This is a genomic window from Rhodococcus tukisamuensis NBRC 100609, assembly GCF_001894985.1.
Lineage (GTDB): Bacteria > Actinomycetota > Actinomycetes > Mycobacteriales > Mycobacteriaceae > Rhodococcus_G > Rhodococcus_G tukisamuensis.
Map to the genome: position 1 here is coordinate 70212 of NZ_BCXG01000005.1, position 12891 is coordinate 83102.

12 protein-coding genes are annotated in these 12891 nt (G+C 69.6%); all 12 read right to left on the reverse strand.

What is annotated here, in order from left to right:
• Positions 1-66: 66 nt before the first annotated feature.
• Positions 67-2397, reverse strand: a complete 2331-nt coding sequence (locus tag RT2_RS07230; RefSeq protein WP_072843882.1) for a RelA/SpoT family protein — start codon at positions 2395-2397, stop codon at positions 67-69.
• 70 nt (positions 2398-2467) lie between these two features.
• A complete protein-coding gene (locus RT2_RS07235; protein WP_072843883.1) occupies positions 2468-3028 on the reverse strand; it encodes an adenine phosphoribosyltransferase in 561 nt (186 codons plus the stop codon).
• On the reverse strand, positions 3025-4734 hold the full coding sequence (locus RT2_RS07240; RefSeq protein WP_072843884.1) for an ABC transporter substrate-binding protein: 1710 nt from the start codon (positions 4732-4734) through the stop codon (positions 3025-3027). The genes RT2_RS07235 and RT2_RS07240 overlap by 4 nt, the downstream gene beginning before the upstream one ends.
• Before the next feature lies 1 nt (position 4735).
• A complete protein-coding gene (gene secF / locus RT2_RS07245) occupies positions 4736-5905 on the reverse strand; it encodes a protein translocase subunit SecF (protein WP_245709161.1) in 1170 nt (389 codons plus the stop codon).
• A gap of 4 nt (positions 5906-5909) precedes the next feature.
• Entirely contained in the window at positions 5910-7637 is a 1728-nt protein-coding gene (secD, locus tag RT2_RS07250) for a protein translocase subunit SecD (RefSeq protein ID WP_072843886.1), read from the reverse strand.
• A gap of 134 nt (positions 7638-7771) precedes the next feature.
• Complete coding sequence (gene yajC / locus RT2_RS07255) at positions 7772-8146, reverse strand: preprotein translocase subunit YajC (protein WP_072843887.1); 375 nt, start codon at positions 8144-8146, stop codon at positions 7772-7774.
• Between the two features lie 73 nt (positions 8147-8219).
• Complete coding sequence (gene ruvB, locus RT2_RS07260; RefSeq protein ID WP_072844219.1) at positions 8220-9314, reverse strand: Holliday junction branch migration DNA helicase RuvB; 1095 nt, start codon at positions 9312-9314, stop codon at positions 8220-8222.
• 2 nt (positions 9315-9316) lie between these two features.
• On the reverse strand, positions 9317-9925 hold the full coding sequence (gene ruvA, locus RT2_RS07265) for a Holliday junction branch migration protein RuvA (protein WP_072843888.1): 609 nt from the start codon (positions 9923-9925) through the stop codon (positions 9317-9319).
• A complete protein-coding gene (ruvC, locus tag RT2_RS07270) occupies positions 9922-10506 on the reverse strand; it encodes a crossover junction endodeoxyribonuclease RuvC (protein WP_072843889.1) in 585 nt (194 codons plus the stop codon). The genes ruvA and ruvC overlap by 4 nt, the downstream gene beginning before the upstream one ends.
• 115 nt (positions 10507-10621) lie before the next feature.
• Entirely contained in the window at positions 10622-11374 is a 753-nt protein-coding gene (locus RT2_RS07275) for a YebC/PmpR family DNA-binding transcriptional regulator (protein WP_072843890.1), read from the reverse strand.
• A gap of 81 nt (positions 11375-11455) precedes the next feature.
• The gene (gene pdxT, locus RT2_RS07280) at positions 11456-12106 is read right to left on the reverse strand and encodes a pyridoxal 5'-phosphate synthase glutaminase subunit PdxT (protein ID WP_281244412.1); all 651 of its coding nucleotides are present in this window, start codon (positions 12104-12106) and stop codon (positions 11456-11458) included.
• Between the two features lie 267 nt (positions 12107-12373).
• The gene (locus RT2_RS07285) at positions 12374-12694 is read right to left on the reverse strand and encodes a hypothetical protein (RefSeq protein ID WP_245709163.1); all 321 of its coding nucleotides are present in this window, start codon (positions 12692-12694) and stop codon (positions 12374-12376) included.
• Positions 12695-12891 lie beyond the last annotated feature (197 nt).

A 12891-nucleotide genomic window follows, 5' to 3' on the forward strand; every position in this document is an offset into this window, starting at 1 on the left:
GCGGCCCGAGGTGGCACGGCTCACGTGGTCGAGTCGAGACCCACCTCGGTGCAGGCGCGTCAGCGCCTACGCCGCGCTGGTCAGCCGGTAGACGTCGTAGACGCCCTCGACATTGCGCACCACGTTCAGCACGTGGCCGAGGTGCTTGGGATCGCCCATCTCGAAGGTGAACCTGCTGATTGCGACCCGGTCACCGGAGGTGGTCACCGAGGCCGAGAGGATGTTCACCTTCTCGTCGGCGAGCGCCTTGGTCACGTCGGAGAGCAGCCGGTGCCGGTCCAGGGCCTCGATCTGGATGGCCACCAGGAACACCGACGACGCCGACGGCGCCCACTCCACCTCGATGATCCGCTCGGACTGCTCCTTGAGCGAGGCCGCGTTGGTGCAGTCCACACGGTGCACGCTCACAGCGCCGCCACGGGTCACGAAACCCATGATCTCGTCGCCCGGTACCGGGGTACAGCACTTCGCCAGCTTGGCGACCGTTCCCTCGGCCCCGGGCACCAACACCCCGGAGTCGGTGGTCCGACGCGACCTCGTCGGCATCGTCGACGGGGTGGCCCGTTCGGCCAGCTCCTCCTCGACGTCGCCGACGCCACCGAGGTGCGCGACCAGCCGCTGCACCACGTGCTGCGCCGAGACGTTGTGCTCCCCCACCGCCGCGTACAGCGCGGAGACGTCCAGGTACCGCAGCTCGTGCGCGATCGCCGACATCGACTCGGCGCTGAGCAGCCGCTGCAACGGCAGGCCCCCGCGCCGCACCTCCTTGGCGATGGCCTCCTTGCCCGCCTCCAGCGCCTCCTCGCGGCGTTCCTTGGCGAACCACTGCCGGATCTTCGTCTTCGCGCGCGGCGAGACGACGAAGGTCTGCCAGTCCCGGCTGGGCCCGGCGTTGGCGGCCTTGGAGGTGAACACCTCCACCACCTCGCCGTTCTCCAGCGTCCGTTCCAGCGCGACGAGCCGGCCGTTGACCCGGGCGCCGATACAGCGGTGCCCGACCTCGGTGTGTACGGCGTACGCAAAGTCCACCGGCGTCGACCCGGCGGGCAGCGTCACCACGTCGCCCTTCGGGGTGAAGACGAAGATCTCCTTGACCGCCAGGTCGTAGCGCAGCGACTCGAGGAACTCCCCCGGGTCCGCCGCCTCCCGCTGCCAGTCGAGCAGCTGACGCATCCACGCCATGTCGTCGACCTCGGCGACGTCATTGGAGTGCTTGCCCTTGGTCTCCTTGTAGCGCCAGTGCGCCGCGATGCCGAACTCGGCGGTGCGATGCATGTCGCGGGTGCGGATCTGCACCTCCAGCGGCTTGCCCTCCGGCCCGACGACAGTGGTGTGCAGCGACTGGTAGACGCCGTAGCGGGGCTGGGCGATGTAGTCCTTGAAGCGGCCCGCCATCGGCTGCCACAGCGAGTGCACCACGCCGACGGCGGCGTAGCAGTCTCGGACCTCGTCGCACAGGATCCGCACGCCGACCAGGTCGTGGATGTCGTCGAAGTCGCGGCCCTTGACGATCATCTTCTGGTAGATCGACCAGTAGTGCTTGGGCCTGCCCTCGACCACCGCGCTGATCCGGGACGCGGCCAGGGTGGCGTTGATCTCGGCCCGCACCTTCGCCAGGTAGGTGTCGCGCGACGGCGCCCGGTCCGCGACCAGACGCACGATCTCCTCGTACTTCTTGGGGTGCAGGATCGCGAAGGACAGGTCCTCGAGCTCCCACTTGACCGTGGCCATCCCGAGTCGGTGCGCAAGCGGCGCAATAACTTCCAACGTCTCGCGCGCCTTGCGCGCCTGCTTCTCCGGCGGCAGGAAGCGCATGGTGCGCATGTTGTGCAGCCGGTCGGCGACCTTGATGACGAGCACCCGCGGGTCCCGCGCCATCGCGATGATCATCTTGCGAATGGTCTCGCCCTCGGCCGCGCTGCCGAGCACCACCTTGTCCAGCTTGGTGACGCCGTCGACCAGGTGCGCCACCTCGTCACCGAACTCCTCGGTGAGCTGCTCGAGGCTGTAGCCGGTGTCCTCGACGGTGTCGTGCAGCAGCGCCGCGACCAGCGTCGTGGTGTCCATGCCGAGTTCGGCGAGGATGTTCGCGACGGCCAGCGGATGCGTGATGTAGGGGTCGCCGGAGCGTCGTTTCTGGCCTTCGTGCCGCTCCTCGGCGACGTCGTAGGCACGCTGCAGGGGCGCCAGGTTCGCCTTGGGGTACAGGTCGCGATGCACTGCGACCAACGGCTCGAGCACCGGCTTGACCACGGTGTTGCGCTGCGCCGTGATCCGGCGTGCGAGCCGAGCCCGCACCCGCCGGGACGCCGAGGTGGGCACCGCGGGCGTCGTGCCCTCCGGAGTCGAGCCCTGTCCACCGTTTCCGGACCGCGACCTGTCGAGGTTCTGGGTCATCTCCGTCACCTCCCACCGAATCGGTCGTGCACTACTGGCCGCGCAACGCTGCCAGCGACAACTTTAGTCCTCAGACCCGCAGCAGCGATGTGAGCGGGTACTCGGCGAGCCGGTCCCGGCCGGCGAGCGCCTCGATCTCGAGGACGACGGCGACACCCACCACCGTGGCGCCCGCCGAGGCGAGCAGTTCGGCTGTGGCGCGGAGCGTTCCGCCGGTGGCCAGGACGTCGTCGATGACGAGCACCCGCCGGCCCCGCAGGTCGACGCCGTCGGCGGGCACCTCCAGCGTCGCCGAGCCGTACTCGAGGTCGTAGGACTGACTGAGCACCGGCGGCGGCAGCTTGCCGGCCTTGCGGACCGCCAGCACGCCCGCGTCGAGGGCCAGCGCGACCCCCGCACCCAGCAGGAAGCCCCGGGCGTCGATGCCGGCAACCAGGTCCGCGTCGCCGCCGATGGCCACCAGGGCGTCGACGATGTCGCGAAAAGCCTTCGCATCGGCGAAAACCGGGGTCAGGTCGGCGAAACGCACACCGGGCTCCGGGAAGTCGTCGGCCCACCGGGTCAGGCGGGCGACGTCCGCGGAAGCGGACTCGAGGGACGGGACTGCGTGCGGGGACGGATCGGTACTCACCTGAGCAGTATCCACCTGTCCATGTTCCAGCCCGCACCTGCGGCCGTCGGATTCGGCACCGCGGCGTGCATGCCGTCCGCGAACGCCGTGGTCCGCGGCTCGTTGAACAGCGGGATCGACGGCATCTCCGACCACAGGATGTTCTCGGCCTCGGTCGCCAGCCCCAGCTGACGGTCGTAGCCCGTCTCGACGGCGAGCTTACCGGCGATCTCGGTGACCCGGCCGTTGCGGAACTGCCCGAAGTTGCTGCCCTCGCCCTCCGCCAGCGAGTACGCGGGCGGCACCAGGGAGTCGGCGCCCGCCGCACCCTGCGCGGACGCGGTCCCGCCGAGCACGGCGTCGACCTTCCCGGCGGCCAACGCGGACGGGGTGAAGTCAGCAGATCCGTTGTCCTGCACGGTGATCCCGGCAGGAGAACATGCCGCCGCGATCGCGGCAACGGTGGCGGCACGCCGGGCGTCGGGCGCCAGGTAGCCCACTCGCACCGTGATCGGACCCTGCCCGGACGCGGAAAGTGCCGCGCTGGCTGCGCCGGTGTCCGCCCGCAGGTAGCGGTCCCCCGCGACCGCGGCCACCGGCGGGTACAGCAGCGTGTCCGCCTGCACGATCCGGGAGTTCAGCACGCCGGACCCGAGGCCGGACTGCGGGGCGTAGCCCGGGTGGCCGAGCGTGTCGAAAAGCTGCTGGCGCGGCACACACGAGGCGAGCGCCCGCCGTGCATCGGCCGAGCCGAGCACGCCGCCGGTGGCCAGCACCAGCTGCTCGCTGCTACGCGACGGCTCGTGGACGGTGCTGAAACCCTTGCCCGGATCGAACCCGTCGATCGAACCCGCGCCGACGTCGAGCACGTCGACGTCGCCGGAGGCCATCTTCTCCTCCAGGTCGACACCCTTGGGCCACACCACGATCCGATCGGTGGCGGGCCTGTTCCCCCACCACTTGTCGTTCGCGACGAGAACCAGTCCGTCCTCGGCCGAGTACGACTGCGCCCGGTACGGACCGGCCGACGGGAACACCGCCGGGTCGAGCTCGCCCTCGGTGAGGTTCCAACCGGTGTTCCAGAACGCGGCGACCCGCGCGGCCGCCGCGGTGTCCTCGCCCTGCAACGCCGTCACCACGTCGGGGACGCCCGCGGCCCGCGCGGCCACGTGCGCGGGCATCAGCTCGGTGGCGCCGAACAGCGCCCGCCACTCGGCGAACGCCCGCCCAGGCCGGAACACCACGGTGGCGTCCTTGGTCCCGGGCCGGCACTCGACGCGGTCGATGTCCGAGTAGCCGGCCCGGGAGGCCGCGTGGAACAGCGGCGCCTGGTCGGGGCCGGTGAACCGGCCGCTGCCGGCCGCCCAGGCCAGAACCAGGTCGTCGCAGGTCACGGGCACGCCGTCGGAGTACACCGCGTTGGGGTTGACCTTGTAGAGCAGGCTCAACCCGTCGCCCGGTTGGGCGGTGACGGTGCCGACGTCACCGTCGGCGAGGGCGCGGCCCTCGGGGCCGAGGTAACTCAGCCCCGGGAGCACCCGCGCGAACGCCTGGCGGGCACCCGACGCGGCACCGTCCACCGTGTTCGCGTTGTACGTGGTGAGCACGTTGTCGATGGCGTAGCCGATGGACGGGACCTGGTCCTCGCCCTTCGAACAACCGGCTGCCGTCGCGACAAGTGCGATCGCGACGACGCCGGCGACGCCGATCCGTCTACGCCTGCTCATCTCAGTGCCTCTTCTTGTTGCGCTTCCCTGTCGGCCGAGATCCCGGCTGCGGTGCTTCCGCGGTCCGTCGCGGGGACGACACCGAGCCTGCCAGGGCCGCGGTCGAGGTCCCGGCCGCCGCGCCCGCCCGCTCGGCGCGCCGGGCCAGCACCTTCTTGGTGTGAGCGGCCACAGGTCCCCAACGCTCCTTGATCGACACCAGCATCGGGGTGGCGAAGAAGATCGAGGACACGGCACCGACGATGATGCCCACCAGCTGCACCACCGCGAGGTCCTTGAGGGTGCCCACACCCAGCAGGCCGACCGCGACCACCAGCAGGCCGATCACCGGCAGGACCGAGATCACCGTGGTGTTGATCGAACGCATCAGCGTCTGGTTCACCGCGAGGTTCGCCTGTTCGGCGTAGGTGCGGCGGGTCAGGTGCAGGATGCCCCGGGTGTTCTCCTCGACCTTGTCGAACACCACGACGGTGTCGTACAGCGAGAAGCCGAGAATGGTCAGGAAACCGATCACCGTCGCCGGCGTGACCTCCAGCCCGATGAGCGAGTACACGCCCGCGGTGACGACCATGTCGAAGAACAGCGCGACCAGTCCCGCGGTCGCCATGTCGCGCTCGAACCTGATCGCGATGTAGATGCCGACGATCACCAGGAACACCGCCAGCGCGATCAGCGCCTTCTTGGTGATCTGGCTGCCCCAGGTCTCGCTGACGTCCGCGACAGAGATCGCGTTCTTGCTCGGGACGCCGTCCTTGTCCTCCGGTTGGAAGGTGTCGTACAGCGCGTTCTGCAGCGAGGCCACCTGGCTGATGTCCAGCGCCTCGGACCGGATCTGGATGGTCGCGGCGTCACCCGAACCGACGGTCTGCACCGAGACCGGTTCCATGCCGAGCGTGTCCGTGTAGACCGCCTCGACCTGTTCGGTGGTGACGTTGTCGGCCGCGGGGAACTGGATTCGCGATCCACCCTCGAAGTCGATGCCCAGCGTGAACCCGCGGAAGACGATGCTGGCCATGGAGATCAGCACGATGACGCTGATGATGGCGTAGTACATCTTGCGCTTGCCGACGATCTCGAAGGCGCCGGTGCCGGTGTACAGCCGGGACAGCAGCCCGTGCTTGGGCAGGTCGGCCTGGTCCTCGGGGGCCAGGTCCTCGGTTGAGTTGGTCACTGTCTCAGGCCTCCTTCGCCTGCGCACCGACGGCGTTGTGCACCGAGGTGGCGGCGGTCTTGCGTTCGCGGGCAACCTGCTGGACGGCACCGAGGCCGTTGACGCTCGGCTTCGACCAGAAGTCGGACTTCGAGGCCAGGTGAACCAGCGGATGGGTGACCAGGAACACCACGAGCACGTCGAGGATGGTCGTCAGGCCGAGGGTGAACGCGAAGCCGCGCACCTGCCCGACCGCGAGGATGTACAGAACCGCGGCGGCGATGAAGCTGACCGCGTTGCCGGACAGGATCGTCCGGCGGGCGCGTGCCCAACCGCGCGGCACGGCGGACCGGAAGCTGCGACCCTCCCGCATCTCGTCCTTGATCCGCTCGAAGTAGACGACGAACGAGTCGGCCGTCATGCCGATACCGATGATCAGACCGGCGATTCCGGCGAGGTCGAGGGTGAATCCGATGTACCGGCCCAGCAGCACCAGGATCGCGTACACGAGGACGCCGGAGAGCACCAGCGACAGCGCGGTGAGGACACCGAGCATGCGGTAGTAGATGAGGCAGTACAGCAGCACCAGGATCAGGCCCACCAGACCGGCGATCAGGCCGGCCTGCAGCGACGCCAGACCCAGTGTCGCCGAGACCGTTTCGGCCTCGGAGGCCGAGAAGGACAGCGGCAGCGAGCCGTACTTGAGGGTGTTTGCGAGTTCCTTGGCGCCGGCGGCCGTGAAGTCACCGGTGATCGAGGTGGCGCTGCCCGCGGGGGTGGCACCCTGCACGACGGGCGCGCTGACCACCTTCGAGTCGAGGGTGAACGCAGCCTGCTTGCCGATGTTGGCGGCGGTGAACTGCGCCCACGTGGTGCTGCCGTCGGACTTGAAGGTCAGGCTGACCTCGTGGCGCGCCTGCTGCGAGTTGAACGCGGACGTGGCGTCGGCGATCTCCTGGCCGTCGATGATGCTCGGCCCCAGCAGGTAGACGGTGGTGCCGTCGGTCGAGCAGGCCACGAGCGGCAGCGTCGGGTCGTCGTTGCCCTGCAGCGGGTCGGCCGCGTTGCAGTCGAGGGTCGCCATGGCCTGCTGCTGGACCGCGGGATCGGTACTCTGCCGGGTCTTCTTCGCCTCGGCGATCTCGGCGGCCGCCTGGTCCGCCGTCGACAGGTCACCGCTCGGCGGCGCCGGGGCGGTGGTGGGCTCGGGCGCCGGCGCGGGGGCCGGTTCCTGCGCCGGGAACGGACGGTTCTGCGGAGCGGGAGCGCCTTCCGGAGCCGGGGCACCCTCGGGGGCGGGGGCACCTTCCGGGGCAGGAGCGCCTGCCGGGGCCGGGGTCTGGGTGACCGGCACCTGGGCCTTCGCGTTCGACGAGACCTGCGAACCGAGCACCGGCCGGATGTACAGACGCGCGGTCTGCCCCAGCGTGCGGGCCTGCGAGCTGTCGTCTCCGGGGACCGTGATCACCAGGTTGTCACCGTCGATCACCACCTCGGACCCGGACACACCGAGACCGTTGACGCGGGTCTCGATGATCTCCTGGGCGCGACGCAGCGAGTCCTGGCTCGGCTGGCTGCCGTCCGGCGTGCGCGCGGTCAGCGTGACACGGGTGCCACCCTGCAGGTCGATGCCGAGCTTCGGCGTCGGGGACTTGTCACCCGTGAAGAAGACGAGCGCGTACAGCACGGCAACGATCAGCCCGAATATCACGAGCGAACGCGCTGGTCGTACGGCTCCAGTAGAAGGTGCCACGATCCGTAGTTCTCCTAGAAGTGCGTATGAGGTGCGTCGGTGTGCGCCGACACGGGCCGCGTCCGAAGGGGCGAACTCCCGCCCAGACGCGACCGCTGCCGAGCGAGGGCACTCGGCAGCGGAAACGGTCTAGCTCACTCCTTGTCGAGGCGACGCTGGGTCTCCTCGGGGGTTTCCTCGCTCGCCGCGTCGGCATCCGTTGCGGTGGTGTCCTCGTCGAGGTCGTCGGCATCGAGGTCGTCGACCTGGTCCTCGTCGTCGACGATCAGCTCGCGGACAACCAGCCGCGACCACGTGGTCACGACGCCGGGGGCGATCTCCAGCTCGACGGTGGTGTCACCGAGGCCGACAACGGTCCCGTGCAGCCCGGAGGTGGTGAGGACACGGTTGCCGACGGTCAGCGAGTCCTGCAGCTCGGCAGTCTTCGCCATTTCCTTCTTCTGGCGGCGGATGCCGAGGAACATCGGCACGAGCAGGGCGAGAATAAGGAGCGGAAACAGCAGTTCCATTGTTGAAGTCAGTCCTAAAAGGTTGTCCGTGCGACCGGTCCGGGTCGGACCGTCGCAGTACCCCAGTGTGCCACTAGTCCAGCAAACCCTGCGGAGGTTCGTTCACACGGACTTCGATACCGCCGGCGGCCGCGTCCGGGGGCGGCGTCAACCCGAGCTGCTGCCAGGCGGCGGCGGTGGCGACGCGCCCACGCGGCGTCCGCGCGATCATGCCGGCGCGGACCAGGAACGGCTCGCAGACCTCCTCGACGGTGCTCGGTTCCTCCCCCACCGCGACGGCCAGCGTCGACACGCCCACCGGGCCGCCGCCGAAGCTGCGGATCAGCGCGCTGAGCACCGCGCGGTCCAGGCGGTCCAGGCCCAGCTGGTCCACGTCGTAGACGGCCAGCGCCGCATCCGCGATCTCCCGGGTGATCACGCCGTCGGCACGGACCTCCGCGAAGTCGCGGACCCGTCGCAGCAACCGGTTCGCAATACGCGGCGTGCCGCGGGAGCGTCGGGCGATCTCGGCGCCGGCGTCGCCGCCGAGCTGCACACCCAGGATCCCGGCCGAGCGCATCAGGATGCGCTGCAGCTCCGGCGGGTCGTAGAAGTCCATGTGCGCGGTGAAGCCGAAGCGGTCCCGCAGCGGCCCGGTCAGCGCCCCGGACCGGGTGGTCGCGCCGACCAGGGTGAACGGCGCGACCTCCAGGGGAATCGAGGTGGCACCGGGGCCCTTGCCGACGACGACGTCGACCCGGAAGTCCTCCATCGCCAGGTACAGCATCTCCTCTGCGGGCCGGGCGATCCGGTGGATCTCGTCGATGAACAGCACGTCGCCCTCGACCAGGTTGCTCAGCATCGCCGCGAGGTCACCCGCGCGTTCGAGTGCGGGCCCCGAGGTCAACCGCAGCGACGAGCCGAGCTCGGTCGCGACGATCATTGCCATGCTGGTCTTGCCCAGGCCGGGCGGACCCGAGAGCAGGATGTGGTCGGGCGTGCCGCCGCGCAGCTTGGCTCCGGTCAGCACCAACTGCAGCTGTTCGCGCACCCGCGGCTGACCGATGAAGTCGTCGAGGGAGGTGGGCCGCAGGCTGGCCTCGATGTCGACGTCGCCGGCCACCAGGCTGGCCGCGACGGCCGACTCCCCGTCTTCGAAACCGGTGCCGTCGAATCCGTTGCCGGGCATGGTCATCGGGTCTTACCGAGGAGGCCGAGCGCCGAGCGCAACGCGGTGGAGGTGTCCGCTGCGGGGTCCGCGGCGAGCACCGAGTCGGTGGCCGGCTCGGCCTGCTTGAGGGGGAAGCCGAGTCCCACCAGGGCCTCGACGATCTGCTCGCGGACCAGGCCCGGTACGACGCCCGCTGCCCCGCCGAGGTGCGGGTCCGCGGCGGTGGGGACGGCCTCGACCTTGTCCCGGAGTTCGACGACCATCCGCTCGGCCCCGCGCTTGCCGATGCCCGGCACCCGGGTCAGCGCGGTGACGTTGCCCTCGGCGAGCGCCTTGCGCAACGCGACCGGCTCGAGCACGGCCAACGTGGCCATCGCCAGTCGCGGGCCCACCCCGGACACGGTCTGCAGCAGACCGAACAGGTCCCGCGACTCGGTGTCGTGGAAGCCGTACAGCGTCATCGAGTCCTCGCGGACGATCATCGCGGTCACCAGGCGCACGTCGGCGCCGCGGGTGAGCGTGGACAGCGTCGCCGGGGTGGCGTTGAGCCGGTAGCCGACGCCGGCGGCCTCGAGCACCACGTGGTCGAGTGCGATCTCGAGCACCTCACCGCGAACGGAGGCGATCATCGGGTACCTGCCTTCTTGAGCCTGGACTTGGTGACTTCCGCGAGTTTCGCCTCGTACCGCAGCCGCTGCTGCGCCGCGGCCTCCTCGGCCTGCGCCATCCGGGCCATCATCGGGGCCCGCCAGCAGTGGCAGATGGCCAGCGCGAGCGCGTCGGCCGCATCCGCCGGTTTGGGCGCGACCGAGAGGCCGAGAATCTTGGTCACCATCGCGGTGACCTGCTTCTTGTCCGCGGCGCCGTTGCCGGTGACGGCGGACTTCACCTGGCTCGGCGTGTGGAAACAGACGTCGATGCCGCGGCGGGCCGCGGCCAGCGCCACCACCCCGCCGGCCTGCGCGGTGGCCATCGCGGTGCGCACGTTGTGCTGGGAGAACACCCGCTCCACGGCGACCACGGTCGGCCGGTGCAGGTCGAGCCACTGCTCGGCGGCGTCCGAGATGCGCAGCAGCCGCAGGGCCAGGTCCATCTCGGGTGGGGTCCGGACCACGTCGACGGCGACGGGCGTGACCGTCCGGCCGCGGCCGGAGTCGACCACCCCGAAACCACACCGGGTCAGCCCGGGGTCGACTCCCAGGACGCGCATGAACCCACCTCTCGACACAATTGCGAACAGCTGTTCGAGAGTATAGATCGGGGGTCCGACAGGTCGGTAGACCAACACGCGGTCGCGTCGGCCCGCAGGCCGACGCGACCGGCGGTCAGGCGTCGAGCTCGGCCAGGACCTCGTCGGACAGGTCGACGTTGGTGTAAACGTTCTGCACGTCGTCCGAGTCCTCGAGCGCGTCGACCAGCTTGAAGACCTTGCGCGCGCCGTCGGCGTCCACCGGGACCTCGACGGAGGCGCGGAAGTCCGGGTCGGCGGACTCGTAGTCGATGCCGGCCTCCACGAGCGCGGTGCGCACGGGGATGAGATCGGCTGCCTCGGAGACGATTTCGAAGGTGTCACCGAGGTCGTTGATCTCCTCGGCGCCGGCCTCGAGGACCACCTCGAGGATCTCGTCCTCGCTGCGGCCCGCCTTCTCGAGGATGACGACACCCTTGCGGCTGAACAGGTAGGACACCGAACCCGGGTCCGCGAGGTTGCCGCCGTTGCGGGTCATCGCGGTGCGGACCTCGCCGGCCGCGCGGTTGCGGTTGTCGGTGAGGCACTCGACCAGCAGCGCCACGCCGTTGGGGCCGTAGCCCTCGTACATGATCGTCTGCCAGTCGGCGCCGCCCGCCTCTTCACCGGCACCGCGCTTGCGCGCACGCTCGATGTTGTCGTTGGGGACGGAGCTCTTCTTCGCCTTCTGAATGGCGTCGTACAGGGTCGGGTTTCCCGCAGGATCGCCGCCACCCGTACGCGCCGCCACCTCGATGTTCTTGACAAGCTTCGCGAAGGACTTACCGCGTTTGGCGTCGATCGCGGCCTTCTTGTGCTTGGTGGTGGCCCATTTGGAGTGGCCGCTCATGCGTAGTTCCCTCTTCCCGTTCGTAGATGCGCACGCCGCAGCGGTGCACGCTGCAGCGGGGAGCACACAGTACCGCTGAGTTTACGCGCGCGTGGCCGCCACTCCCCGCACCATGTCGACAAAGAGCTGGTGGACCCGCCTGTCGCCGGTCACTTCCGGGTGGAATGACGTCGCCATGACGGCCCCCTGACGGACCGCCACGATGCGTCCGGCGGCGGGACCTTCGGGCACCGTGGCCAGCACCTCGACACCCTCCCCGACCCGTTCGACCCAGGGTGCGCGGATGAACACCGCGCGCATGGCGTCGCCGTCGATGCCCGCGAAGTCGAGGTCCTCCTCGAAGGAGTCGACCTGACGCCCGAAGGCATTGCGCCGCACCGTGATGTCGAGCCCTGACAGGCAGTGCGCGTCGGGGCGGGTGTCGAGGACCTCGCTGGCCAGCAGGATCATGCCCGCGCAGGAACCGTAGGCCGGCATCCCGTCGCGCAGCCGGGCCCGCAACGGCTCGAGCAGGTCGAAGACGGTGAGCAGCCGGCTCATCGTGGTGGACTCGCCGCCGGGGATGACCAGGCCGTCGACCGCGTCGAGCTCGGCGTGCCGGCGCACCGTCACCGCGTGCGCGCCGGATGCCTCTAGCGCGGCGAGGTGTTCCCGGAAGTCGCCCTGCAGGGCGAGCACCCCGATGGTCGGTTGTGTTGTGCTGATGACTGATTCGCCTGTCGTTGACGTGATGGACACTGATTCCTCGATCTCGGGACTGCTGACGACGGTCACTGCTGGGGCACCCCCGCCGGCAGCAGGTGCCGAGTCGACACCGGCGGGTCGGTGGGCACCGGGTTCACGGTGTCGAGTTCCAGAATTCGTCTCGTCTGCACGCAACGAGGATACGGATGCCCGCGGCGGCGCCGACGGGCGGAGGAGCGCCCGAGGCGACCTCCGACCGATACGAAATCGAGGTGACAACGGCGGGTGACCACCTCGTGAAGCGGTGTCGGATGATCACGGGCCGCCCGAGAGCGAGTAGCCGATGTATCGATTGCCCCACTCCAGGAAGGCGCTTGTCGTGGCCTCACCGCGAACGTTCTGCCACTGGTAAATGCTGTGACTGGGCGGCAGGCAGCCCACTCGCTCGAGCGTCCAGTGCTCGCGGTGCGTTCGGCCGTAGCGTTGGTTCAGTTCCTCGCGACTGAAAACGTCATTGCCCAGGATGTACGTCCTGCCCAGTGACTCGATTCTTGCCGGCGGGGTGAACACGTTGACGCTGCGGTAGACAGACATCGTGTAGCCAAGGCCCACCAAGAAGATCGCGACCAGTGTCAAGGCTCCTGCGCGGAGCACTCGGCACGCGGGGAACGGCATGGCTCACCGTACAACCCGGCAAGGAACCTCCCAGAGCAGCCTCTGCCCCGGTCGACCAGCTGCCGAGGAAGCCTGAAAAGCTGCCGGCACTGCCACTGCTCACTCGCGACGATTGCGGCGTTGGAGTTGGCACGCGCCGATCCCGCGTGCCTGACTCG

Bases quoted from the DNA above. Each gene is read 5' to 3' on its own strand.
- ruvB (WP_072844219.1), bottom strand. From the start codon at position 9,314: ATGCCCGGCAACGGATTCGACGGCACCGGTTTCGAAGACGGGGAGTCG.
- yajC (WP_072843887.1), bottom strand. From the start codon at position 8,146: ATGGAACTGCTGTTTCCGCTCCTTATTCTCGCCCTGCTCGTGCCGATG.
- RT2_RS07240 (WP_072843884.1), bottom strand. From the start codon at position 4,734: ATGAGCAGGCGTAGACGGATCGGCGTCGCCGGCGTCGTCGCGATCGCA.
- RT2_RS07230 (WP_072843882.1), bottom strand. From the start codon at position 2,397: ATGACCCAGAACCTCGACAGGTCGCGGTCCGGAAACGGTGGACAGGGC.
- RT2_RS07275 (WP_072843890.1), bottom strand. From the start codon at position 11,374: ATGAGCGGCCACTCCAAATGGGCCACCACCAAGCACAAGAAGGCCGCG.
- ruvA (WP_072843888.1), bottom strand. From the start codon at position 9,925: ATGATCGCCTCCGTTCGCGGTGAGGTGCTCGAGATCGCACTCGACCAC.
- ruvC (WP_072843889.1), bottom strand. From the start codon at position 10,506: ATGCGCGTCCTGGGAGTCGACCCCGGGCTGACCCGGTGTGGTTTCGGG.